Source organism: Pseudomonas sp. F-14 TE3623 (assembly GCF_053629015.1).
In genome coordinates this window covers 2026225-2049295 of sequence record NZ_JBRJHM010000001.1, presented here as the reverse complement: position 1 = coordinate 2049295, position 23071 = coordinate 2026225, and the positions used below count along the sequence as shown (strand labels likewise).

Below are 23071 nucleotides of genomic sequence, written 5' to 3'. Positions count from 1 at the left end.
CGCACTCCTGTACGCCAGCAGATCTCGCCCGTACAATGTTCCGTCATTTCTCGTCATCAGCAACCGACAACGGCCAACCATGCGCACCAGTCAATTTTTGCTCGCCACACAGAAAGAAACGCCTTCCGACGCGGTCGTCATCAGCCATCAGCTGATGCTGCGCGCCGGCATGATCCGCAAACTCGCCTCGGGCCTGTACACCTGGCTGCCCATGGGCTTGCGAGTGATGCGCAAGGTCGAAGCCATCGTGCGTGAAGAAATGAACGCCGCCGGCTCTCTCGAAGTGTTGATGCCGAGCACGCAACCGGCTGAGCTGTGGCAGGAATCCGGTCGCTGGGAAGAATACGGCCCGGAATTGCTGCGCTTCAAGGATCGCCATGGTCGCGACTTCTGTGCCGGCCCGACTCACGAAGAAGTCATCACCGACCTGATGCGCAACGAGCTGAGCAGCTACAAACAGCTGCCGATCAACCTGTATCAGATCCAGACCAAATTCCGTGACGAAATTCGCCCACGCTTCGGTTTGATGCGCGGCCGCGAATTCATCATGAAGGACGCCTATTCGTTCCACGCTGACCAGCCTTCGCTGCAGATCACCTACGACCGTATGCACCAGGCGTACTGCAACGTGTTCACTCGCTTGGGCTTGAAATTCCGTCCGGTTGAAGCCGACAACGGCTCGATCGGTGGTGCCGGCTCCCACGAGTTCCACGTGCTGGCCGAATCCGGTGAAGACGATATCGTCTTCAGCAACGGTTCCGACTACGCAGCCAACATCGAAAAGGCCGAAGCCGTACCGCGCGAAACCTCTCGTGCCGCGCCTGCCGAAGAGCTGCGCCTGGTCGACACGCCGAACGCCAAGACCATTGCGCAACTGGTCGAAGGCTTCAATCTGCCGATCGAAAAGACCATCAAGACCTTGGTGGTGCACGCTGAAGAGCAAGGAAAACTGATTGCTCTGATCATCCGTGGCGACCACGAGCTGAACGAAATCAAGGCCGCCAACCAGCCTGGCGTTGCCAGCCCGCTGGTCATGGCTTCCGAAGCTGAACTGCGCGACGCCATTGGCGCCGGCGCCGGTTCTCTTGGCCCGTTGAACCTGCCACTGCCGATCATCATCGACCGTTCCGTCGAGCTGATGAGCGACTTCGGCATCGGTGCCAACATCGACGACAAACACTACTTCGGCGTGAACTGGGAACGTGACTTGCCGGTTCCGACCGTCGCCGACCTGCGTAACGTCGTGGCCGGTGATCCAAGCCCTGACGGCAAAGGCACCCTGGAAATCAAGCGCGGTATCGAAGTCGGGCACATCTTCCAGCTGGGCAACAAGTACAGCAAAGCGATGAAGTGCGAAGTGTTGGGCGAGAACGGCAAGCCGGTCACCCTGGAAATGGGTTGCTACGGCATTGGCGTATCCCGCGTGGTGGCGGCCGCCATCGAACAGAGCAACGACGAGAACGGGATCATCTGGAGCGACGCTCTGGCTCCGTTCCAGGTTGCCCTGGTTCCGCTGCGCTACGAAACCGAACAGGTTCGCGAAGCCACCGACAAGCTCTACGCAGAACTGACTGCCGCCGGCTTCGAAGTGCTGCTGGACGACCGCGACAAGAAAACCAGCCCGGGCATCAAGTTCGCGGACATGGAGCTGATTGGCATCCCACACCGGATCGTGGTCAGTGACCGTGGCCTCGCCGACGGCAATCTGGAATACAAGAGCCGCACAGAGGCCGAGGCGCAAGCACTGCCGGTCGCTGACGTGCTGTCTTTCCTCCAGGCCCGTATCCGCCGCTGACACCAGATAGAGACGTCATGTTCAAGCGAAACACCTTAGGCCTCGGTAGCGCCGCCTTGTGCGGCGCGCTGCTGGTCAGCGGCTGTGCCAATCAGATGTCACAACGTAGCGAGCACGAGGAACGGATCGAGCGCAAATTGCTCGATCACAGCCTGCAGATCGATGTCGGCGAGCCCAAGGTGCTTGAGCTGCCGCAACGTCGGGTGAAAATCCACGAGCAGAAGACCTTCGAAGTCACCGAGTTCGAAGTCACGCGTCACTACGATCGCTACACGCCTTACCAACCCTGGAGGGAGGTCTACGAGATCCCGCTGGGCGCGGTGGCCGTGGTGGCCGGTGTCGGTGCGAACGTGGTCAACGTGTTCGCCCTCGGCAATCTGCCGGACAGCGTGACGAAGGACTGGCTCAGCTATGGTTTCGCCGGGCTGAATCCGTTCATGAACGCGCAGTCCCATGGTCGGGCGCAACAGAACCTGGCGGGTATCGACGAAGTCCAGCGCGACAAGCGCACGGAATACTCGAGCCTGCCGTGGAGCGAGCGCCCGGTGCAGGTCAAGGCTGGCAAGAACACCTTCGAACTGAGCACCGACCGTAACGGCGTGTTGCGCCTGAACCTGCTGGACAGCCCGTTCGCCGAACATGACCTCAATCATCTGGGCAAGCTGCAGATCAGTGTCGAGGACAACAAGGACGATGTGCACACCGACTCGTCCCTGATGATCAGCGGCAACTTGCGCGGCAAGCTGCTCGAAGCGCATGGGCTGATTTACGACGACCTCGAAGACGACGAAGTGAGCCAGTGGGTACACCGGGTCAAACGTCTGTCGGAACTGGGTCTGGAAGAAGAAGCCAGCGAACTGGAACAGAGCCTGATCGAACTGACCCGCAACGATCCCGAGTTGCAGACCGAATTCCTCAAGTCGCTGACCAAGGATGCCGGACGACTGGTGGCGGATCCAGGGCCGAACTAAAAGCCTAAAAGCTTCGCGAGCAAGCCCGCTCCCACATTGGTTTTGTGAACACCATAAATCCAATGTGGGAGCGGCGGTGCGACGATTCGACTTGCTCGCGAAGGCGCCATTACATTCACCACCACACCAAAACCCTGCCCCTACCGCTCAAACAACTCCATCTGCTCAAACCCGCCCCGCAAATCCTCCAGCCTCACCCCAATCCCCAACAACCGCACCGGTTTCCCGCCACGGTTAAAGGCTTGGGTCAGCAGCAACTGATAACTCCCCAGATCCCGCCCTGCCCCGGCCTGCTCCAAAGTAGTCTGGGTAAAGTCATGGAATTTCACTTTGACGAACGGCTTGCCCGGCCGATAACTGCTGTCGATCCGCGCCATGCGGCCATTCAGGGACTCCAGCAACTCAGGCAATTTATCCAGACAACTCACCAAATCCGGCAGGTCCACGTCGTAAGTGTTTTCGACGCTGATCGACTGCCGGCGACTGTCGTTATGCACCAACCGCTCATCGATCCCACGGGCCAGGCTCCAGAGTCGCTCGCCAAAACTGCCGAATTCGCGCACCAGTGCCAACTTGTCCCATTCGCGCAAATGCGAGCAATCGACAATACCGAGCCTGCCGAGTTTGTCGGCAGTCACTTTGCCAACCCCGTGCAGCTTGCTCACTGGCAAACCACTGACGAAGTCTTCCACCTGATCCGGCGTGATCACGAACAAGCCGTTAGGCTTCTTCCAGTCACTGGCGATTTTGGCGAGAAACTTGTTCGGCGCCACGCCAGCTGACACGGTGATGTGCAACTGATTGGAGACCCGGCGGCGAATGTCCTGGGCGATTCGCGTGGCGCTGCCGCCAAAATGCGCGCTGTCCGACACGTCGAGGTAGGCCTCATCCAGGGAAAGCGGCTCGATCAGATCGGTGTAATCGCGAAAGATCGTATGAATTTCCTTCGACGCCTCTCTATAGGCATCCATGCGCGGCTTGACGATGGTCAGGTCTGGACAGAGCTTCAAGGCATGCCCGGAAGACATGGCCGAGCGTACGCCATAAGCCCGCGCTTCATAGTTACAGGTGGCAATCACCCCACGCCGATCCGCCGAGCCGCCCACCGCCAATGGCTTACCAGCCAGGCGCGGGTCGTCACGCATCTCGATGGCGGCGTAGAAACAGTCACAATCGACGTGGATGATTTTTCGCTGCGTCATATAAAAGCAGTGTTCATGGCGAAGAAATGATGTGTGGGTGAGTCATACCGGCAGTATCTCACTGACACCTGTATATAGCACCAGTACTCTGAATGTTCTTTCTCCTTTGTAGGAAAAGGGTCAGGGGAATTTATTTTCTCAATCGAAAGACCCCACTCGATAGAGCCACAAGCCTTGCCCTGCCTGCGTTTCAGGCCGGTCAGCCGTTGCTTTTTTCACCTAAGCGCTTGAACGGGAACAGGTTTTACCGAGATTGAAGGTTGACAGCCCTGCGATCCTCTGTAGAATGCCGACACACAGACGCGGGATGGAGCAGTCTGGTAGCTCGTCGGGCTCATAACCCGAAGGTCGTCGGTTCAAATCCGGCTCCCGCAACCAAACATCAAAAAAGGCTACTCGAAAGAGTGGCCTTTTTTGTGCGCGCCTGTTTTATAAAAGTCAGCGGTCTATGCCTTTCGGCCCAGAAACAAGAAATCGTTCTGATTCCGAAACTTAGGTCTCCCCCGCTACCGTTCACCGTCGCTTTACACTTATTTGAGCCATACTGGGATTAACGGTTGACACTCCGGCGTTCGCCTGTAGAATGCCGCCACACAGACGCGGGATGGAGCAGTCTGGTAGCTCGTCGGGCTCATAACCCGAAGGTCGTCGGTTCAAATCCGGCTCCCGCAACCAAACATCAAAAAAGGCTACTCGAAAGAGTGGCCTTTTTTGTATCTGTTGAAAAAGTCCTTTCGCAACAATGATCTGTCACTGTGCAGCGAGCCGTTCGGGATCGCCAGACTGTGAGTTCAGCGCAGGCTGAACCACAGATGAAACTTCCTACGACTGAATGACGCGCCATCGCCCACATCCGGTGAGAGGCGTTAATATTTGTGATTATTTTTTTCCACAGGGATTGGTAACTTGGCTGGATACCTCCATCCTGTCGCGCACAATCCAAGAGGTGATTGATGCGCGCCAACTCGTCTGATCCACAAGACACCGTCACAGCGACACAACCGATCAAAGCCGAGCGCCTGCGCTTGCTGGATCGAATCAGCAAATATCGCCAACCCATCGGGCTGGCGGTCACTTTGCTGTTGTTCGCCATTGCGCTGATTGCCTGTCGTCACCTACTGAGCGAACTCGATCTGTACGCGCTGCACGACTCGATTCTGGAAGTGCCAAAACCGGCCTTGCTGGGTGCGCTCGGCGCGACCGTCATCGGCTTCATCATTCTGTTGGGTTACGAATGGTCGGCCAGCCGTTATGCCGGCGTGACGCTGGCGCCGCGAATATTGGCATTGGGCGGCTTCACCGCGTTTGCCATTGGCAACGCCATCGGCCTTTCGCTGCTGTCAGGCGGCTCGGTTCGCTACCGTTTATATGCACGTCATGGTGTAGGGGCTTCGGAAGTCGCGCACATGACCTTGTTTGCCAGCCTCTCGCTCGGCTGCGCCCTTCCGCCCCTGGCCGCCCTCGCTACCCTCAGCAACCTGCCCGCCGCCTCCGTGGCCCTGGGTTTCTCCGAAACGTTGCTGGGTGCGATTGCAGTGGTCGTGCTGCTGCTCTCCACCGTGCTGGCCATCGGCATCTATCGCCGTCGTTTGCCGGAACAGCCCTACCCCGACAACCTGCTGGTCAAGGTCGGTCGCCGCACCTTGCGCCTGCCAGGTCGACGCCTGACGTTCCTGCAACTGGTCATCACCGCTCTGGACGTGGCCGCCGCCGCGACCGTGCTCTATCTGTTGCTGCCGGAAGCGCCGCCCTTTGGTGCGTTCCTGCTGGTCTATCTATTGGCCCTGGCCGCTGGCGTGCTCAGCCATGTACCGGGCGGCGTCGGGGTATTCGAAGCGATTTTGCTCGCTGCCTTCGCCGACAAACTCGGTGCCGCGCCACTGGCCGCCGCGCTGCTGCTCTACCGCCTGATCTACGTGGTGTTGCCGCTGCTGGTGGCTTGCGTACTGCTGCTGGTTAATGAAGGCCAGCGCCTGTTTCAATCGCGTCAGTCCTTGCGTGCTGCATCTGGCATGGCCGCGCCGATTCTGGCGGTACTGGTGTTTCTGTCTGGCGTGGTGCTGCTGTTTTCCGGTGTGACGCCGGAGATCGATACCCGCCTTGAACACATCGGTTTTCTGATTCCGCATCGCTTGGTCGACGCCTCGCACTTCGGCGCTAGTCTTGTAGGTGTCCTCTGCCTGCTGCTGGCTCAGGGGTTGCGTCGCCGCCTGTCAGCCGCGTGGATGCTGACCACCATTCTGTTGTTGGTCGGCGCCCTGCTCTCTCTGCTTAAAGGCTTCGACTGGGAAGAGGCTTGCCTGATGACCCTGACGGCGAGTTTGCTGGGGGTTTTCCGGCGTTCGTTCTATCGCCCCAGTCGCCTGACCGAAGTGCCGTTTTCGCCGCTGTATCTGGTGGCCAGCCTCTGCGTACTCGGCGCATCGATCTGGCTGCTGCTGTTCGCCTATCAGGACGTACCCTACAGCCATCAACTCTGGTGGCAGTTCACCCTCGACGCCGATGCTCCGCGTGGCCTGCGCTCGCTGCTCGGCGCCGCGGTCCTGCTGGTGGTGGTGTCCCTGACCTGGCTGCTGCGCACCGCGCGCCCGGTGATCCATCTGCCAACGCCCGATGAGCTGGACCGCGCGGTAAAGATTCTCATGGCCTCGTCCCAACCGGATGGCGGCCTGGCCCTGACCGGTGACAAGGCGCTGCTGTTTCACCCTAACGACGAGGCGTTTCTGATGTACGCCCGCCGTGGTCGCAGCCTGGTGGCCTTGTATGACCCGATCGGCCCGACCCAGCAACGGGCGGAAATGATCTGGCAGTTCCGCGACCTCTGCGATATCCATCACGCCCGCCCCGTGTTCTATCAAGTACGCGCCGAGAATCTGCCGTACTACATGGACATCGGCCTGACCGCGATCAAGCTCGGCGAAGAAGCCCGGGTCGATCTGCACCGCTTTGATCTCGAAGCCAAGGGCAAAGAGATGAAGGACCTGCGCTACACCTGGAACCGCGGCACCCGTGATGGCCTGTCGCTGGAAATCCATGAGCCGGGGCAAGCACCGATGGATGAGCTCAAGGCTATTTCGGACGCCTGGCTGACTGGCAAGAACGTGCGCGAGAAAGGCTTCTCGCTCGGGCGTTTCAGTGATGACTACCTCAAGCACTTCCGTGTCGCGGTGATTCGTTTCGAAGGGCGCCCGGTGGCGTTCGCCAACCTGCTCGAGACTTACGGCCATGAACTGGCCAGCCTCGACCTGATGCGCGCGCACCCCGACGCCCCCAAGCTGACCATGGAGTTCATGATGGTCGGCCTGATTCAACATTATAAAAATCATGGATACGCGCGCTTCAGCCTGGGCATGGTGCCGTTGTCGGGGTTACAACCCCGGCGCGGCGCACCACTGACCCAGCGCCTGGGTTCGATGGTATTCCGCCGTGGTGAGCAGCTGTACAACTTCCAAGGTTTGCGCCGCTTCAAAGACAAGTTCCAGCCCGACTGGGAACCCCGTTATATGGCCGTGCCCGCCGGACTCGATCCGCTGGTTGCCCTGGCCGACACTGCCGCCCTGATTGCGGGCGGCTTGACTGGATTGGTGAAACGCTGATGATTCAACGCTCCCTGCGGTACGTACTGGCCACACTGGTAGTGCTGGCCCTTATTGTCGGTGGCGGTTACTGGTACCTGAAACGCCCGGCACCAGAACCGACCCTCGAACTGCTGACGCCGGCCGATGGCGCCGCGATGACCCGCGTCATCCCCGGCAACACGCCGCGCGCCCAGCTGCTGGTGGCGGTCAATGAAGAGCAGAAGCTCAGCGACAAACAATTGCTGACCCTGAGCCGCAGCGGCTCGGCGCAGATCGTCCAGGTGATCCTGCCCAAGGACTGCATCCTGCAAGGTCGCGCTCTGCAAGCAGGTCTCAGGCAACTCAAAGGCCCGGCAACCCTTGTCAGCGGCATCGGCCCTGGCGCCGTGCTGGCGTGGCGCTGGCTGGCCGAACAGAAGGACGAAAAGGCCCAGGCGATTTCGGTCGACCTGGCCCTGGAAAAACCCGGCTGCACTCACCTGCTGCCGAAAAGCGCTGCCCATGGTCACTGGCTGGTGGCCTGGAACGACAACCCGGACGACACCAGCGCCGGTTTCGTGCGTGACCAGGCCAATGCCGAAACCAGCATCAGCGACTACGACATCAACCTGCCGCAAGTGCTGAACAACGAACTGCGCAAGATCCTCGTCGGTGGCGATAAAGCCGCTGGCGGCCTGCAGATCCCGGTGGTCGAAGTGCCGGCCGGTCAGGCCAAGGACACCGTCACCCTGTTCCTCTCTGGAGACGGCGGCTGGCGCGACCTCGACCGCGACGTCGCGGGCGAGATGGCGAAGATCGGCTACCCAGTGGTCGGCATCGACACCCTGCGCTACTACTGGCAGCACAAGAGCCCGGAGCAAAGCGCTCTGGACCTGACCGAACTGATGCAGCACTACCGGCAGAAATGGGGCACCAAACGCTTCATCCTGACCGGTTACTCGTTCGGCGCGGACGTACTGCCCGCCATCTACAACCGCCTGCCGGAAGCTGAACAGCAGCGCGTCGACGCAATCATCCTGCTGGCCTTCGCCCGCACCGGCAGCTTCGAAATCGAAGTCGAAGGCTGGCTCGGCAACGCCGGCAAAGAAGCCGCCACCGGCCCGGAAATGGCCAAGCTGCCGCCGGCAAAAGTGGTGTGCATCTACGGTGAGGAAGAAGTCGACGAGAGCGGCTGCACCGACAAGACCGCCGTGGGCGAAGCGATGAAACTGCCCGGCGGCCATCACTTCGACGAGAACTATCCTGCATTGGCACAGCGTTTGGTGGATGTGATCGAGAAGCGTCAAGGGAAGGAGACGGCGGCTCAAGAGTGATCTGAGCAGCGCTCACAAAAAGCCCCCGACACCTCACGGTGCGGGGGCTTTTTCATATGAGTGCAAGTTAACCAAACACCGCAGATCCCCTGTGGGAGCGGGCTTGCTCGCGAAAGCGGTATGTCAGTCGACGTCAATGTTGAATGTTAGTCCGTCTTCGCGAGCAAGCCCGCTCCCACAGGATCTGCGTATCGCCTGTGCGGATGCGTCTACCGCCCGCGAGCTCTTAGGCTTTCCTGGCGTACCGTGCCCGCATATCGTCGTGACTAACTGCCTTGGCCTGATCAAACCCTATCAATCGCTCCCCGGCTGCTGCTTCAACGCGAAGATCCTTAAGCTCGTCGAGCATTTCCTGATACACATCGACATTGATAATGACCGCTGCTGGCCGATTATCTTTGAAAATGACCAGGCGCTCGGTGGCACGGCTGGAGATCTCCTCGAGTCTCGCACTGAAGCCCCTGACCATTGCAGGCATCGATGTCGCTTGGTCAGCACGCTCTAATGATGCCGTCATACCTATCTCTCCTCACAATCATGCAGATTTGAACACACAGCTCCACGCAGAGCATTGAGTCGAACTCGACATACAGAAAGCTGCAAAAAACGCGAATTTACCAAGCTGCGTTTTTCAAGCTCACTGGGCATGTTTAGTTTCGTTTACTAAAAGATCTCGCAATATCGGATGACGCCCGCAGACCTTGTAGGCAAACTCCTAATCTTGCCAATTGGGTACGTTTGGGCACTTTGCTGCCTTGTTGGGCTTTTCTTCGACGGGATACTCTCCGGACGTCGCTGACCATTCAGCGATCGGGCTTGGAAACCCGTCGAGCGAATAGTAACAACGTGCCCAACATGACCGCAGACCTTTACGGCTGCAATCTTGTGTCATGGCGGTTGTGCGCGGGACGTCTTCGGACGTGCCGGTTTCCTAGGCTCCCGGTTTTCCAACCTGCGCACAGCTGCCACCCATTCGCTTGGAAACGAACGTGGCAGTTCCTCAAGCTTAGGGAATAGACATGTCCAAAATAGATTCGACCGCGATTTCAGAACTAAAAACCATCGGCCTCACCCCGCTCATCTACTGCTCGGATCAGGCGTTGTTCAATGTCCGTGCCGGCGTCCCCATCGTTGATGCATTGTCACAAGCCTCCGACCTACTGTTCCTCGCCAAATCATTTACCGAGGATGCAGCCTACATAAAAGACACCGACCGCCACGCCTGGGCCGCGCATTATTTGACGGCTATGTCCAAGGCAGTGATTGATGATGTGGTGAAGGTGCTGACACCGCGACCTGCTCGGACAAAGACTGAATCTGAAGAAGAGCTGCCTGAAAGCAAGTAAAGGCATAGAGACGGAAAAGCCGCGTAACTACGCGGCTTTTTTCATACATGCCAGATCCCCTGTGGGAGCGGGCTTGCTCGCGAAGGCAGTGTGTCAGGCAACATTGATGTCGACTGACACTCCCTCTTCGCGAGCAAGCCCGCTCCCACAAGGGATCTCCTTGACTCCAAAAAATGTACTCCGACACAAAAAAGCGCCCGCTACCTTCATGGCAACAGGGGCTTTTTCATGTGGCTTACATCTCGACTTGCGTACCCAACTCAATCACCCGGTTCAGCGGCAAATTGAAGAACCGCAGGTTGCCGTTAGCATTCTTCAACATGAAGGCAAACAACGCCTCGCGCCAGCGGGCCATGCCTTCGAGTTTGGAGGCAATAACCGTCTCGCGGCTGAGGAAGTAGGTCGTGCGCATCGGACTGAAATTCAGGTCATCCAGATGGCACAGCTTCAAGGCCTCAGGCACGTCCGGCTCGTCGGTGAAGCCGAAGTGCAGGATCACCCGGAAGAACCCTTCGCCGTAGGAATCGACATCGAAACGCCGTTGTGGCGGGACGCGCGGGATGTCTTCGTACACCACTGTCAGCAACACGACTTGCTCGTGCAGCACCTGGTTATGCAGCAGGTTGTGCAACAGCGCGTGAGGCACGGCATCCGGGCGGGCGGTAAGAAACACAGCCGTTCCCTGGACCCGATGCGGCGGTTGCACGCGGATACTGCTGATGAAGATCGGCAGCGGCAACCCGCCTTCGTCCAGTCGCTCCACCAGCAGTTGCTTGCCGCGTTTCCAGGTGGTCATCAACACGAACAGCGCGATACCGGCAATTACCGGGAACGCACCGCCCTGAATGATTTTCGGCACGTTGGCAGCGAAGTAAAGACCGTCCACCAATAGGAAACCCAGCAACACCGGAACCGCGAGGATCGGTGGCCACTTCCACAACAGCAACATCACCGCCGACACCAGGATGGTGGTCATCAGCATCGTACCAGTCACCGCCACGCCGTAAGCCGAAGCCAACGCGCCGGAGGACTCGAAGCCCAGTACCAACAGAATCACGCCAACCATCAGCGCCCAGTTCACCGCGCCGATATAGATCTGGCCTTGCTCGGCACTGGACGTGTGCTGGATGTGCATGCGTGGAATGTAGCCGAGCTGGATCGCCTGACGAGTCAGGGAGAACGCACCGGAGATGACCGCTTGCGAGGCAATCACCGTGGCCATCGTCGACAATCCCACCAATGGAATCAACACCCAGCTTGGCGCCAGAAGATAGAACGGGTTACGAGCGGCTTCTGGATCACCAAGCAGCAATGCGCCCTGCCCGAAGTAGTTCAGCACTAGCGCCGGCAGAACCAGAATGAACCAGGCCCGGGCGATCGGCTTGCGACCGAAGTGGCCCATGTCGGCGTACAACGCCTCGGCACCGGTCAATGCCAGCACCACGGCGCCAAGAATCGCGATCCCCATGCCCGGATGGACCATGAAGAAGCGCACGCCCCACACCGGATTCATTGCCTGCAACACTTCCGGGTGCTGGCTGATGCCATACACGCCCAGCGCGCCCAGCACCAGAAACCAGGTGACCATGATTGGCCCGAACAAAATACCGATCCGCGCCGTACCGTGGCGCTGAATCAGGAACAACGCCACCAGCACGATCAATGACAGCGGCACCACCCAATGGTCGATACCCTCGAATGCCAGCCCCAGGCCTTCAATCGCCGAGAGAACGGAAATCGCCGGGGTGATCATGCTGTCGCCATAGAACAGCGCCGCGCCGATCAGCCCGCAGACCACCAACAACGTGCGCAATTTTGGATGCCCGGCCGCTGCTCGTCGGGCCAGGGCGGTCAAGGCCATGATCCCGCCTTCGCCCTGGTTGTCGGCACGCAGCACGAACATCATGTATTTGATTGAGACGACCCAGATCAGCGACCAGAAGATCAGCGCCAGAATGCCCAGCACGCCGTCATGGTTGACCGGCACGCCATAGCCACCGGAAAACACTTCTTTGAGGGTGTACAGCGGGCTCGTGCCGATATCGCCATAAACCACCCCGACCGCCGCGACCAGCATGCCGATCGGCTTCGCCGCCGAATGCTCGGCACCCGCAGCCTGACTACTTGCCTGACCCATCCACCACTCCTACTTCCAGACCCGGACTTCTTTGAAAAAGACACTATGCTTTGCGTCGCAGCATGCACTGTTTTACTTGTTGTTACAGACGTTTTGTTGACTGTAGAAAATCGGTAAAGCGCAACGGCGCGAAGCATAGCGCAGCACTCGTCGTATTTCCCTGCATAAAGCTGGTCAAGTGCGCCTCTCACCGCTAGAATTGCGCACTTTTTGACCAGAGGCGCAACATAGCGCCCGTCTGTCGCCTTGCCGTCTTCGGCTGGAGGCGTCCCAAAACACCGAGGTTAGACATGTCCACCACTCCTGCGCCGGCCAATCCAAAGGTTGGCTTCGTTTCCCTGGGTTGCCCGAAAGCACTGGTCGACTCCGAGCGCATCCTTACCCAGCTGCGCATGGAAGGCTATGACGTTGTGTCCACTTATCAGGACGCCGACGTCGTGGTGGTCAACACCTGCGGCTTCATCGACTCGGCCAAGGCTGAGTCCCTGGAAGTGATCGGCGAAGCCATCAAGGAAAACGGCAAGGTCATCGTGACCGGCTGCATGGGCGTCGAAGAAGGCAACATCCGCAACGTGCACCCAAGCGTATTGGCTGTGACCGGTCCGCAGCAGTACGAGCAAGTGGTCAACGCCGTGCACGACGCCGTGCCGCCGCGTCAGGATCACAACCCGCTGATCGACTTGGTGCCGCCGCAAGGGATCAAACTGACCCCGCGTCACTACGCCTACCTGAAGATTTCCGAAGGCTGCAACCACAGCTGCAGCTTCTGCATCATCCCGTCGATGCGCGGCAAACTGGTCAGCCGTCCGGTCGGCGACGTGCTCGACGAGGCTCAGCGCCTGGTCAAGGCCGGCGTCAAAGAGCTGTTGGTGATTTCCCAGGACACCAGCGCCTACGGCGTCGACGTGAAATACCGCACCGGCTTCTGGAACGGCGCGCCGGTGAAAACCCGCATGACCGAACTCTGCGAAGCCCTCAGCACCCTCGGTGTCTGGGTGCGTCTGCACTACGTTTATCCGTACCCGCACGTCGACGAGCTGATCCCGCTGATGGCCGCCGGGAAAATCCTGCCGTACCTGGACATCCCGTTCCAGCACGCCAGCCCGAAAGTCCTGAAAGCCATGAAACGCCCGGCCTTCGAAGACAAGACCCTGGCGCGGATCAAGAACTGGCGCGAAATCTGCCCGGACCTGATCATCCGTTCGACCTTCATCGTCGGCTTCCCTGGCGAAACCGAAGAAGACTTCCAGTACCTGCTGAACTGGCTGACCGAAGCGCAGCTGGACCGCGTTGGCTGCTTCCAGTACTCGCCGGTCGAAGGCGCACCGGCCAACCTGCTGGACGCGGCCATCGTGCCGGACGACGTCAAGCAAGACCGTTGGGACCGCTTCATGGCTCACCAACAAGCCATCAGCTCGGCACGCCTGCAAATGCGCATCGGCCGTGAAATCGAAGTGCTGGTCGATGAAGTCGACGAGCAAGGCGCGGTTGGCCGTTGCTTCTTCGATGCCCCGGAAATCGACGGCAACGTGTTCATCGACAACGGCAGCAACTTGAAGCCAGGCGACAAAGTCTGGTGCAAAGTGACCGACGCCGACGAATACGACCTGTGGGCTGAACAGATCTAAACGCAAAAAATACAAAAAGCCCTGCTCTCTTGACGAGATGTGGGGCTTTTTTACGTCTATCGTTTTGTGAGAGAAAGAACTCGCGTCATCCACGCAAGAGAGGCCAGCGGGCATGCGCCAACACTCGGTCATTCACACACCGAAACAGAGCGACTACGAAGAACTCACCCAAGTGTGGGAAGCCTCGGTGCGCGCCACCCATGACTTTCTGCCCGACAGCTACATCGACCTGCTGAAGAATCTGGTACTGACCCGCTACCTCGACGCGGTGATGCTGATCTGCACCAAAGACTCGCGCCAGCGCATCACCGGGTTCGCTGGCGTGGCGGCGGGCAAGATCGAAATGCTCTTCATCGACCCGGCGCATCGCGGCAAGGGCCTGGGCAAGCAATTGCTGCGCTACGCCCTGGAACACCTGAACGCCGATGAACTGGACGTCAACGAGCAAAACCCACAGGCCTTGGGGTTTTACTTCAAACAGGGCTTTGAGGTGATCGGTCGCTCCGAGCACGACGGTATGGGTCAGCCCTATCCGTTGCTGCACATGCGTTTGCGTCAAAACCAGCAAAGTTCACAGCATGGCTGACACAACACGGAACAAATGTGGGAGCGGGCTTGCTCGCGAAAGCGGTGTGTCAGTCAACATTGATGTCAGCTGACAAATTGCATTCGCGAGCAAGCCCGCTCCCACAAAAAAGCCACACGGCGCAAATGGATTCGCGATTAACCGGCGCCAGGCAGGTACAATGCCCACCCCTTTTTTGTTACGGCCCTGTCATGACTGACCCGATTCGTCTCTCCAAACGCCTCATCGAACTCGTCGGCTGTTCCCGTCGGGAGGCTGAGCTGTTCATCGAGGGCGGCTGGGTCACCGTGGACGGTGAAGTCATCGACGAGCCGCAGTTCAAGGTCGACAACCAAAAAGTCGAGCTCGATCCCGAAGCAAAAGCCACTGCGCCAGAGCCGGTGACCATTCTGTTCAACGTACCTGCGGGCATGGACGCGGACACGGCCATGGCGACCATCAGCGCCGAGACCCTGAGCGAAGAACACCGCTACGGCAAACGCCCGCTCAAGGGCCACTTCCTGCGCCTGACCGCCAGCACCGATCTGCAGGCCAATGCCAGCGGTCTGCTGGTGTTCACCCAGGACTGGAAGATCCTGCGCAAACTCACCGCAGACTCCGCCAAGATCGAGCAAGAGTATGTGGTCGAAGTTGAAGGCGACATGGTGGCTCACGGCCTCAACCGTCTGAACCACGGCCTGACCTACAAGGGCAAGGAACTGCCGCCGGTCAAAGCCAGCTGGCAGAACGAAAACCGCCTGCGCTTTGCGATGAAGAACCCACAACCGGGCGTGATCGCCCTGTTTTGCCAGGCTGTAGGCCTGAAGGTCGTCGCCATCCGCCGCATCCGTATCGGCGGCGTGTCCATCGGCAAAGTGCCGTTGGGACAATGGCGCTACCTGTCCGGCAAAGAGAAGTTCTAAGACTTTTCACGCCGCCATACATTTCGGCGCCGCTGCTTATGCGGCGCCCACTGCTGAATATCAGGACTGCACACCATGATTCATAACGACGTACTGCGCAGCGTGCGCTACATGCTCGACATCAGCGACAAGAAAGTCATCGAAATCATCAAGATCGGTGGCATGGACGTGTCCCTGGAAGACTTGCTGACCTACCTCGACAAGAAAGAGGAAGACGAGGAAGGCTTCGTACGCTGCCCGGACGAGGTCATGGCGCATTTCCTCGATGGCCTGGTGATCTTCAAGCGCGGCAAGGACGAAAGCCGTCCGCCGCAGCCGATCGAAGTGCCGGTGACCAACAACATCATCCTGAAGAAGTTGCGTGTGGCCTTCGAACTGAAGGAAGACGACATGCACGCCATCCTCAAGGCTGCCGAGTTCCCGGTGTCCAAGCCTGAGCTGAGCGCGCTGTTCCGCAAGTTCGGCCACACCAACTACCGTGCGTGCGGCGACCAGTTGCTGCGCAATTTCCTCAAGGGCCTGACCCTGCGCGTTCGCCCGCAGTAAATCGCCCACGAACCTGTAGGAGCACAGCTTGCTGGCGAAGGCGATCTTGAAAACGCCTTCGCCAGCAAGCTGTGCTCCTACAGGGATGGTGGCAAAGGCTGTATAGACCCTCATTCCTCGCAAAAATAGTGGCTCCGCTTCTGGCGGCTGACGACTAGGGTGTATTGACCCTCAGCTCTCAGGATTCGCCATGCATCCCTACTTTTCCCTGCAAGGCCGCACCGCTCTGGTGACCGGCGGCACCCGTGGTATCGGCAAAATGATCGCCAAGGCTTATGTCGAGGCTGGCGCCACTGTGTACGTGTGTGCCCGCGATGCCGACGCCTGCCAGCAAACTGCCAACGAACTGAGTGCCTTCGGGGTTTGTCACGCGGTAGCTGCCAACCTGGCCCATGAAGAAGGCGTCCAGCAATTGGCTGCGCACCTGAGTGAACAGATCGGTCAGCTGGATATTCTGGTGAACAACGCCGGTACCACCTGGGGCGCGCCGCTGGAGAGTTACCCGGTCAAGGGCTGGGAAAAGGTCATGCAGCTCAACGTGACCTCGGTGTTCAACTGCATTCAGCAATTTCTGCCGCTGCTGCGCAAGGCTGGTTCCGAAGCGAATCCGGCGCGGATCATCAACATTGGTTCGGTGGCCGGGATTTCGTCCTTTGGCGAACAGGCGTATGCCTACGGCCCGAGTAAAGCCGCCCTACATCAACTGTCGCGGATTCTGGCGCGGGAGCTGGTGAGCCAGCACATCAACGTCAACGTGATTGCGCCGGGGCGTTTTCCGAGCAAGATGACTCAGCACATAGGGAATGATGAGCAGGCGTTGGCCGAGGATACGGCGTTGATTCCGATGAAGCGTTGGGGGCGGGAAGAAGAGATGGCTGCCTTGGCTATCAGTCTGGCGAGTACGGCCGGGGCGTATATGACTGGGAATATTATTCCTTTGGATGGAGGGTTCAGCCTTTAGTCCGTGGCGCGGCCTTCGCGAGCAAGCCCGCTCCCACACTGGATATCCTGTGACCACACCATTTGTGGCCAGCATAAATCCAGTGTGGGAGCGGGCTTGCTCGCGAAGGCGATCTGTCAGTCACCTCCGCCCCAAGGGCCGCTCGGGTTATCATGCCCACCCACACCCCGCCTCGACCCCAAACCATGACCTACAGCGTTTCCCCCATCGGCTTCGTGCGCTCCTGTTTCAAGGAGAAGTTCGCCATTCCGCGCCAACCGCAACTGGCCCCGGCCGCTCGAGGCGTGCTGGAGCTGGTGGCGCCGTTCGATCAGGGTGATGCGGTGCAGGGGCTGGAGCAGGTCAGCCATGTCTGGCTGTTGTTCCTGTTCCATCAGGCCCTGGAAGAAAAGCCACGCCTGAAAGTCCGCCCTCCACGTCTGGGCGGCAACAAATCCATGGGCGTGTTCGCCACTCGGGCGACGCACCGACCCAATGGCATTGGTCAATCGGTGGTCAAACTGGATAAAGTCGAAGCCAATCGGCTGTGGATCTCCGGCATCGACCTACTCGACGGCACGCCGATTCTCGACATCAAACCTTACGTGCCTTACGCGGACATCATCGACACGGCGTCCAACAGCATCGCCAGCGCCCCGCCACAGTTGATTCCCGTGCAGTGGACAGACTCAGCGCTGCAACAGGCTCACGACCACGCTCAGCGGCTTGATGAGCCCTTGGTCGAGCTGATCGAGCAATGCCTGGCACAAGACCCACGCCCGGCGTATCAGATTCCTGCACCGGAAAGGGAATACGGCGCGCAGTTCTGGGATGTGGACGTGCGCTGGCATTACCCTACGCCTGACCTGATCCGCGTCCTCGAAGTCATTTCCGTATCCAACACGTAGGAAATTTCGTCCGGCATAAAAAAGCCCGCGCAGCCTTAAGGCTACGCGGGCTTTTTATGGTCTACGCCAAACCAATGTGGGAGCGGGCTTGCTCGCGAAAGCGGACTCTCAGTCAACATCATCGTTGAATGTTAAACCGTCTTCGCGAGCAAGCCCGCTCCCACATTTTTCAGCGAAACTTACTTCTCGACGAACGCACGCTCGATCAGGTAATCACCCGGCTCGCGCATCCGCGGCGAAACTTTCAGGCCGAAGCTGTTCAACACTTCGCTGGTCTCGTCGAGCATGCTCGGGCTGCCGCACAGCATGGCGCGGTCGTCCTGCGGGTTGATCGGTGGCAGACCGATGTCGCTGAACAGCTTGCCGCTGCGCATCAGGTCGGTCAGGCGGCCTTCGTTCTCGAATGGCTCGCGGGTCACGGTCGGGTAGTAGATCAACTTGTCACGCAGCGCCTCGCCGAAGAACTCGTTCTGCGGCAAGTGCTCGGTGATGAACTCGCGGTAAGCGACTTCATTGACGTAACGCACGCCGTGGCACAGGATCACTTTTTCGAAACGCTCGTAGGTTTCCGGGTCCTGGATGACGCTCATGAATGGCGCCAGACCGGTACCGGTGCTGAGCAGGTACAAATGTTTGCCAGGCTTCAAGTCATCCAGCACCAGGGTGCCGGTAGGCTTTTTGCTGATGATGATCTCGTCGCCTTCCTTCAGATGCTGCAACTGGGAAGTCAGCGGGCCATCAGGCACCTTGATGCTGAAGAACTCGAGATGCTCTTCCCAGTTCGGGCTGGCAATCGAGTAAGCGCGCATAAGCGGGCGGCCATTGGGCTGTTGCAGGCCGATCATCACGAACTGACCGTTCTCGAAGCGCAGGCCCGGATCGCGGGTGCACTTGAAGCTGAACAGAGTGTCGTTCCAGTGGTGAACACTGAGGACACGCTCGTGGTTCATGTTGCTCATGTACGTGGGACTCCTGGAGATTTGCCTGCGCCGATGATGTGCGCAATTGCAGCGCATTCTAATGGCAGCGACAATATCTGTTAACTGGATTATTAAGATAAGGGTTATCGGTTATATCGATATGCGATTTACTCTCCGTCAACTTCAAGTATTCGTCGCCGTTGCCCAGCAGGAAAGCGTATCCCGTGCTGCATTGACGCTCAACCTCTCGCAATCGGCGGCGAGCACCTCAATCACCGAGCTAGAGCGTCAGTGCAGCTGTCAGCTGTTCGATCGCGCCGGCAAACGGCTGAGCCTCAACGCCCTCGGCAAACAGCTGTTGCCGCAGGCGGTGGCCCTGCTCGACCAGGCCAAGGAAATTGAAGACTTGCTCAACGGCAAGTCCGGTTTCGGCTCCCTGGCGGTCGGCGCGACCCTGACCATCGGCAATTACCTCGCCACCCTGCTGATCGGCAGCTTCATGCAGCGCCATCCGGAAAGCCAGGTGAAGCTACATGTGCAGAACACTGCCAACATCGTGCAACAGGTCGCGCACTATGAAATTGATCTGGGTCTAATCGAAGGCGATTGCAGTCATCCGGACATCGAAGTACAGAGCTGGGTCGAAGATGAGCTGGTGGTGTTCTGTGCGCCTCAGCATCCGCTGGCCAAACGCGGCATCGCGACCATGGAGGAGCTGAGTCATGAGGCGTGGATTCTCCGCGAACAAGGTTCGGGCACCCGGCTGACGTTCGACCAGGCCATGCGACACCATCGCAGCGCGCTGAACATTCGCCTGGAGCTGGAACACACCGAAGCGATCAAGCGCGCGGTGGAATCAGGTTTGGGGATTGGCTGCATTTCGCGCCTGGCGCTGCGCGATGCGTTCCGCCGCGGCAGCCTGGTGCCAGTGGAAACACCGGATCTGGATCTGGCGCGGCAGTTCTATTTCATCTGGCACAAGCAGAAATATCAGACATCGGCGATGCGCGAATTCCTCGAACTGTGCCGCGCGTTCACCGCCGGGGTTCAGCGCAGCGACGAGATCGTTCTGCCCACCATCGCTTAAAGCAGAATCACCGCCCACACCAGCGCGATCATGCTCAACGCCACGAATTGAGCGGCGCTGCCCATGTCTTTGGCGTTCTTGGACAGTGGATGCAACTCAAGGGAAATGCGGTCGATGGCCGCCTCCACCGCCGAATTGAGCAACTCGACGATCAAGGCCAACAGGCAGACCGCAATCAGCAGCGCCTGCTCGACACGACTGACGTTCAGGAAGAACGACAGCGGAATCAGGATAACGTTGAGCAACACCAGTTGCCGGAAGGCCGCTTCACCGGTGAAGGCCGCGCGCAGGCCGTCCAGAGAGTAACCAGAGGCGTTGAGGATGCGTTTGAGGCCGGTCTGGCCTTTGAAAGGTGACATAAAGTAGGCAACTGACCAAAAAGGAGTGGGAAAGCTAGATGAAGCAAAGTCAAAAAAGCGTGAACACGTAGCTCCTTAGTTGCTCGAAATTGACTCAAGTTGTTGCAAGAGCAGCGCTGCCTGAGTCCGGGTCCGCACATTCAGCTTACGGAAAATGGCCGTGACGTGGGCCTTGATCGTCGCTTCGGAAACGCTCAACTCGTAAGCAATCTGCTTGTTCAGCAAACCTTCACAGACCATGGTCAACACCCGGAACTGCTGGGGTGTCAGGCTGGCAAGGCCTTCGCTGGCAGCCTTGGCTTCGGCGGAAACGCTGACCGCTTCAAAGGCCTGGGGCGGCCAGAAAACATCGCCATCCAGCACCGCGCGTACGGCTTTCTGAATGACGCTCAAATCACTGGACTTGGGAATGAAACCGCTGGCGCCGAATTCACGGGATTTCACCATGATCGACGCTTCTTCCTGAGCCGACACCATCACCACCGGAATCTGCGGGTACTGCCCACGCAACAGCACCAACCCCGAAAAACCGTAAGCCCCCGGCATGTTCAGGTCCAGCAATACCAGATCCCAGTCGGCCTTTTCGTCCAGACGGGTTTCCAGCTCGGCAATGCTCGCCACTTCCACCAGGCGGACATCCGGCCCCAGGCCCAGGGTCAACGCTTGATGCAGGGCGCTACGAAAAAGAGGATGGTCATCGGCAATCAGGATTTCGTATGTGGCCATTTTTCAAATGATCCTGTTTTTTATGGGGACGCCTGATGCATTTCAGGCCTCGCCAAAACAACTCGAGGTGCAGCCACGCAGCAGCACCAACAGGGCACGTTCAACGCCAATTACGTAAAAAAAGCAGCGTTTCAAACCTTGGCCGCGCCCTAATCGGCGCCAAGCATGCCCAGCGAAGCCGGGGTGGTCAAGTTGCGTGCCCCCCGCTAGCGCGGCCTGGTTCTTTGCAGTATGGGCGATGTTCAGCAGATGACGGGCGCCGCGTGCTGCACAAAGGGCATCAGCTCGGCGTGGGCCGGTGTTGCAACATTCATATCCAGCTGATGTTTAGCGTCCAGATAATGCTGGCTGAACACATCAAAATAAGCGTCCAGCGCAGAGGCAGCGTCTGTATCACCGGCAAGATCGAGGCACAGCGCCGCCACTTCGGCCGTGCACAGGTGCTCGCTGCGAGTGGACCTGCGCAATCGGTACCGTGAAAGCTTCTCAGGAAGCAGGCTCAGAATCGGGAACGCATCAAAATAGGGGCTTTTCCGGAAAATCTTCCGGGCTTCGGTCCAGGTGGCGTCCAGCAGGATAAACAGTGGGCGCTTGGTGCCGTCGATCTCGACGCTGTGGGTCACTCGCTCGGGCTCGACGTATTCACCCGGAAACACCAGGTACGGCTGCCATTGCGGGTCGGCTAACAGCGCCAGCAGTTGTTCATCAACTTCCGTGCGCGACCAGATGAACGCATGGTTGTCGCGCACCACATCGGCAATCAGCCAACCGGTGTTGCTTGGTTTGAACACTTCTTTATTGGTCATGATCAGGCACACGCCGCTACGGGTGTCGACCTGCGGGCGCCAGGCGCATAGGCAGTGGCTCTCAATCACACGGCAGGCACGGCAACGGGTTGCTCGCCAGCCACGGGCCTGAATCGGCTTGATGCCCTCTTCCTCTCGCTGATCACGCAAGAGGGCTACGGCGTTGGGGGCGTGGTTCATCGTAGGCAACACCGGTAGACAGGAAAACTCGACACAAACGGCACTCGGCAAGGCAATAAAGGCCAGCAGTTTACCAGAGCGGCCGGCGCAAGCCTGTACCGTCCAGGCGCGCTCCCCTATAATTCGCCGCCACTGAACGCACAGTCACGTGGCTGGTCGAACCACCAGTCACTGAACCAGGAGAGTTTCATGCTGCGCCTTATCGTTCCCACCGCTGCCGTTTTGCTGGCGTCGTCCTTCAGTGCTCAGGCTGCGTCCTTGAGTGAGCAGAATCTGAACAGAGAGCTGCGAAACGTCGCCGTACAAAGCAGTGTCGGCACGCCACGGGCGATCAACGAAGACATTCAGGATCAGGGTTATACCGTCGAAGGCAATCAGCTGATCAACCATCTGAGTGTTCAGAGCAGCCACGCCGACAAGATGCGCGCCGATCCGAAAGCCGTGTACTTCCAGCTTGGCGCCTCCGTCTGCAGAAACGAGGGGTTCCGCAAACTGATGGCCAAGGGCGCGATCATGCGTTACGACTTCACCGAAGTGAAATCCAACCGCCCGGTCGGCTCCGCAAGCTTCCAGGAATCGGATTGCCCGAAAGCCACACCGGCCAAGAAAAAGTAATCAACGAGAATTGGCGCGCCGCTGTTCATCCTCGGCGCGCAGTTCTGCCAACAGCGCCTGCAAGTAGCGCGAACGTCGCTCCCCGCCCTCCAGACGCCGGCAGCACTCCTCTTCAAGACTCAAATGATTAGTCTCGGCTGATAATTTCAGCAATCGATACAGTTGCGCATCGATTTCCAGAGTGACTCTGGGCATGGTTTACCGCCTCCCTGCACGCAGTGATCGTCGTTGATCACGCGATAAATCCCTGAATTGCTAAAACGTTGCGTCCTGCCATTGACGCAAAGTTGTCGTGTCACGCCTGTAACTTAGTAAATCAGAGCGCAGGACATACGGCTTGCGTTCAGACGAGCGGTGAAAGCACCTTGCAAATCGTCAATAAGCGGTTGCCAGGAAAGACTTTGCGGCGCAATGATCAAGCAGCAAAAATCGTTGCGAGGGTCTAAATTCAAAGTGTTCACGTTGATTTTTTTCCGGGCAGAAAAGGGGCTGCCCATTGCGTGCCTTATTGTGCGAACGTTTCTTT

Annotated in this window: 21 protein-coding genes and 2 tRNA genes; 15 read left to right on the top strand and 8 right to left on the bottom strand. The window is 58.7% G+C overall.

The genetic code is table 11. The features are described 5' to 3' along the window. Positions 1 to 79 precede the first annotated feature (79 nt). On the top strand, positions 80 to 1795 hold the full coding sequence (locus AB7M29_RS09240; protein ID WP_217856700.1) for a proline--tRNA ligase: 1716 nt from the start codon (positions 80 to 82) through the stop codon (positions 1793 to 1795). Positions 1796 to 1812: 17 nt separating this feature from the next. Then, on the top strand, positions 1813 to 2766 hold the full coding sequence (locus AB7M29_RS09235; RefSeq protein ID WP_454246737.1) for a hypothetical protein: 954 nt from the start codon (positions 1813 to 1815) through the stop codon (positions 2764 to 2766). A 140-nt stretch (positions 2767 to 2906) separates the two neighbouring features. On the opposite strand, the gene dinB is transcribed toward AB7M29_RS09235, so the two are convergent. Beyond that, on the bottom strand, positions 2907 to 3968 hold the full coding sequence (gene dinB / locus AB7M29_RS09230) for a DNA polymerase IV (protein ID WP_201059867.1): 1062 nt from the start codon (positions 3966 to 3968) through the stop codon (positions 2907 to 2909). Between the two features lie 301 nt (positions 3969 to 4269). Between dinB and AB7M29_RS09225 the strand changes: the two genes are divergently transcribed. From AB7M29_RS09225 to AB7M29_RS09210, 4 genes are all read left to right on the top strand, one after another. Then, positions 4270 to 4346, top strand: a tRNA-Met gene (locus AB7M29_RS09225). A gap of 220 nt (positions 4347 to 4566) precedes the next feature. Continuing rightward, a tRNA-Met gene (locus AB7M29_RS09220) sits at positions 4567 to 4643 on the top strand. Between the two features lie 278 nt (positions 4644 to 4921). After that, complete coding sequence (gene mprF / locus AB7M29_RS09215; RefSeq protein WP_454246736.1) at positions 4922 to 7564, top strand: bifunctional lysylphosphatidylglycerol flippase/synthetase MprF; 2643 nt, start codon at positions 4922 to 4924, stop codon at positions 7562 to 7564. After that, on the top strand, positions 7564 to 8859 hold the full coding sequence (locus tag AB7M29_RS09210; RefSeq protein ID WP_454246735.1) for an AcvB/VirJ family lysyl-phosphatidylglycerol hydrolase: 1296 nt from the start codon (positions 7564 to 7566) through the stop codon (positions 8857 to 8859). Before mprF ends, AB7M29_RS09210 begins: the two co-directional genes overlap by 1 nt. A gap of 226 nt (positions 8860 to 9085) precedes the next feature. Here the strand turns inward: AB7M29_RS09210 and AB7M29_RS09205 are convergent, their stop codons facing one another. Then, positions 9086 to 9376, bottom strand: coding sequence for a type II toxin-antitoxin system Phd/YefM family antitoxin (locus AB7M29_RS09205; RefSeq protein WP_217856704.1), 291 nt, complete (start codon positions 9374 to 9376; stop codon positions 9086 to 9088). Between the two features lie 502 nt (positions 9377 to 9878). Here AB7M29_RS09205 and AB7M29_RS09200 point away from each other — a divergent pair. Then, a complete protein-coding gene (locus AB7M29_RS09200) occupies positions 9879 to 10205 on the top strand; it encodes a DUF3077 domain-containing protein (protein ID WP_454246734.1) in 327 nt (108 codons plus the stop codon). A 235-nt stretch (positions 10206 to 10440) separates the two neighbouring features. Here the strand turns inward: AB7M29_RS09200 and AB7M29_RS09195 are convergent, their stop codons facing one another. Beyond that, positions 10441 to 12342, bottom strand: coding sequence for a potassium transporter Kup (locus AB7M29_RS09195; RefSeq protein WP_454246733.1), 1902 nt, complete (start codon positions 12340 to 12342; stop codon positions 10441 to 10443). A 290-nt stretch (positions 12343 to 12632) separates the two neighbouring features. Between AB7M29_RS09195 and rimO the strand changes: the two genes are divergently transcribed. From rimO to tsaA, 6 genes are all read left to right on the top strand, one after another. Further along, positions 12633 to 13970 (top strand): 30S ribosomal protein S12 methylthiotransferase RimO, encoded by a 1338-nt coding sequence (rimO, locus tag AB7M29_RS09190; protein ID WP_123499342.1) that lies wholly within the window; start codon positions 12633 to 12635, stop codon positions 13968 to 13970. 112 nt (positions 13971 to 14082) lie between these two features. Next, the gene (locus AB7M29_RS09185; protein WP_217856707.1) at positions 14083 to 14556 is read left to right on the top strand and encodes a GNAT family N-acetyltransferase; all 474 of its coding nucleotides are present in this window, start codon (positions 14083 to 14085) and stop codon (positions 14554 to 14556) included. Between the two features lie 191 nt (positions 14557 to 14747). Beyond that, entirely contained in the window at positions 14748 to 15458 is a 711-nt protein-coding gene (locus AB7M29_RS09180; RefSeq protein WP_038979194.1) for an rRNA pseudouridine synthase, read from the top strand. Between the two features lie 75 nt (positions 15459 to 15533). After that, positions 15534 to 16004: a YehS family protein gene (locus tag AB7M29_RS09175; protein WP_217856709.1), complete on the top strand. Its 471-nt coding sequence runs from the start codon at positions 15534 to 15536 to the stop codon at positions 16002 to 16004. Between the two features lie 190 nt (positions 16005 to 16194). Further along, a complete protein-coding gene (locus tag AB7M29_RS09170; protein ID WP_448723155.1) occupies positions 16195 to 16965 on the top strand; it encodes an SDR family oxidoreductase in 771 nt (256 codons plus the stop codon). A 185-nt stretch (positions 16966 to 17150) separates the two neighbouring features. Further along, positions 17151 to 17852: a tRNA (N6-threonylcarbamoyladenosine(37)-N6)-methyltransferase TrmO gene (gene tsaA / locus AB7M29_RS09165; RefSeq protein ID WP_217856711.1), complete on the top strand. Its 702-nt coding sequence runs from the start codon at positions 17151 to 17153 to the stop codon at positions 17850 to 17852. A gap of 179 nt (positions 17853 to 18031) precedes the next feature. On the opposite strand, the gene fpr is transcribed toward tsaA, so the two are convergent. Next, complete coding sequence (gene fpr, locus AB7M29_RS09160) at positions 18032 to 18811, bottom strand: ferredoxin-NADP reductase (RefSeq protein ID WP_003443014.1); 780 nt, start codon at positions 18809 to 18811, stop codon at positions 18032 to 18034. Positions 18812 to 18932: 121 nt separating this feature from the next. Between fpr and AB7M29_RS09155 the strand changes: the two genes are divergently transcribed. After that, the gene (locus AB7M29_RS09155; protein ID WP_007907288.1) at positions 18933 to 19859 is read left to right on the top strand and encodes a LysR family transcriptional regulator; all 927 of its coding nucleotides are present in this window, start codon (positions 18933 to 18935) and stop codon (positions 19857 to 19859) included. Here the strand turns inward: AB7M29_RS09155 and AB7M29_RS09150 are convergent. The 3 genes from AB7M29_RS09150 to AB7M29_RS09140 form a co-directional block, all read right to left on the bottom strand. Continuing rightward, the gene (locus AB7M29_RS09150; RefSeq protein ID WP_008010143.1) at positions 19856 to 20218 is read right to left on the bottom strand and encodes a diacylglycerol kinase; all 363 of its coding nucleotides are present in this window, start codon (positions 20216 to 20218) and stop codon (positions 19856 to 19858) included. The two genes, AB7M29_RS09155 and AB7M29_RS09150, sit on opposite strands and share 4 nt — an antisense overlap. Positions 20219 to 20293: 75 nt before the next feature. Further along, positions 20294 to 20944, bottom strand: coding sequence for a response regulator transcription factor ErdR (gene erdR, locus AB7M29_RS09145; RefSeq protein WP_007907284.1), 651 nt, complete (start codon positions 20942 to 20944; stop codon positions 20294 to 20296). Positions 20945 to 21186: 242 nt separating this feature from the next. Continuing rightward, a complete protein-coding gene (locus tag AB7M29_RS09140; protein WP_217856712.1) occupies positions 21187 to 21930 on the bottom strand; it encodes a tRNA-uridine aminocarboxypropyltransferase in 744 nt (247 codons plus the stop codon). A 189-nt stretch (positions 21931 to 22119) separates the two neighbouring features. Between AB7M29_RS09140 and AB7M29_RS09135 the strand changes: the two genes are divergently transcribed. Continuing rightward, positions 22120 to 22545: a PA3611 family quorum-sensing-regulated virulence factor gene (locus tag AB7M29_RS09135; RefSeq protein ID WP_048393838.1), complete on the top strand. Its 426-nt coding sequence runs from the start codon at positions 22120 to 22122 to the stop codon at positions 22543 to 22545. On the opposite strand, the gene AB7M29_RS09130 is transcribed toward AB7M29_RS09135, so the two are convergent. Then, positions 22546 to 22740, bottom strand: a complete 195-nt coding sequence (locus AB7M29_RS09130) for a hypothetical protein (RefSeq protein ID WP_007907277.1) — start codon at positions 22738 to 22740, stop codon at positions 22546 to 22548. Positions 22741 to 23071 lie beyond the last annotated feature (331 nt).

Coding starts and splice junctions, on each gene's coding strand:
- AB7M29_RS09200 (WP_454246734.1), top strand. CDS start 9,879: ATGTCCAAAATAGATTCGACCGCGATTTCAGAACTAAAAACCATCGGC.
- AB7M29_RS09135 (WP_048393838.1), top strand. CDS start 22,120: ATGCTGCGCCTTATCGTTCCCACCGCTGCCGTTTTGCTGGCGTCGTCC.
- dinB (WP_201059867.1), bottom strand. CDS start 3,968: ATGACGCAGCGAAAAATCATCCACGTCGATTGTGACTGTTTCTACGCC.
- tsaA (WP_217856711.1), top strand. CDS start 17,151: ATGACCTACAGCGTTTCCCCCATCGGCTTCGTGCGCTCCTGTTTCAAG.
- AB7M29_RS09195 (WP_454246733.1), bottom strand. CDS start 12,342: ATGGGTCAGGCAAGTAGTCAGGCTGCGGGTGCCGAGCATTCGGCGGCG.
- fpr (WP_003443014.1), bottom strand. CDS start 18,811: ATGAGCAACATGAACCACGAGCGTGTCCTCAGTGTTCACCACTGGAAC.
- AB7M29_RS09130 (WP_007907277.1), bottom strand. CDS start 22,740: ATGCCCAGAGTCACTCTGGAAATCGATGCGCAACTGTATCGATTGCTG.
- rimO (WP_123499342.1), top strand. CDS start 12,633: ATGTCCACCACTCCTGCGCCGGCCAATCCAAAGGTTGGCTTCGTTTCC.
- erdR (WP_007907284.1), bottom strand. CDS start 20,944: ATGGCCACATACGAAATCCTGATTGCCGATGACCATCCTCTTTTTCGT.
- AB7M29_RS09240 (WP_217856700.1), top strand. CDS start 80: ATGCGCACCAGTCAATTTTTGCTCGCCACACAGAAAGAAACGCCTTCC.
- AB7M29_RS09180 (WP_038979194.1), top strand. CDS start 14,748: ATGACTGACCCGATTCGTCTCTCCAAACGCCTCATCGAACTCGTCGGC.
- AB7M29_RS09205 (WP_217856704.1), bottom strand. CDS start 9,376: ATGACGGCATCATTAGAGCGTGCTGACCAAGCGACATCGATGCCTGCA.
- mprF (WP_454246736.1), top strand. CDS start 4,922: ATGCGCGCCAACTCGTCTGATCCACAAGACACCGTCACAGCGACACAA.
- AB7M29_RS09185 (WP_217856707.1), top strand. CDS start 14,083: ATGCGCCAACACTCGGTCATTCACACACCGAAACAGAGCGACTACGAA.
- AB7M29_RS09210 (WP_454246735.1), top strand. CDS start 7,564: ATGATTCAACGCTCCCTGCGGTACGTACTGGCCACACTGGTAGTGCTG.
- AB7M29_RS09235 (WP_454246737.1), top strand. CDS start 1,813: ATGTTCAAGCGAAACACCTTAGGCCTCGGTAGCGCCGCCTTGTGCGGC.
- AB7M29_RS09155 (WP_007907288.1), top strand. CDS start 18,933: ATGCGATTTACTCTCCGTCAACTTCAAGTATTCGTCGCCGTTGCCCAG.
- AB7M29_RS09175 (WP_217856709.1), top strand. CDS start 15,534: ATGATTCATAACGACGTACTGCGCAGCGTGCGCTACATGCTCGACATC.
- AB7M29_RS09150 (WP_008010143.1), bottom strand. CDS start 20,218: ATGTCACCTTTCAAAGGCCAGACCGGCCTCAAACGCATCCTCAACGCC.
- AB7M29_RS09170 (WP_448723155.1), top strand. CDS start 16,195: ATGCATCCCTACTTTTCCCTGCAAGGCCGCACCGCTCTGGTGACCGGC.
- AB7M29_RS09140 (WP_217856712.1), bottom strand. CDS start 21,930: ATGAACCACGCCCCCAACGCCGTAGCCCTCTTGCGTGATCAGCGAGAG.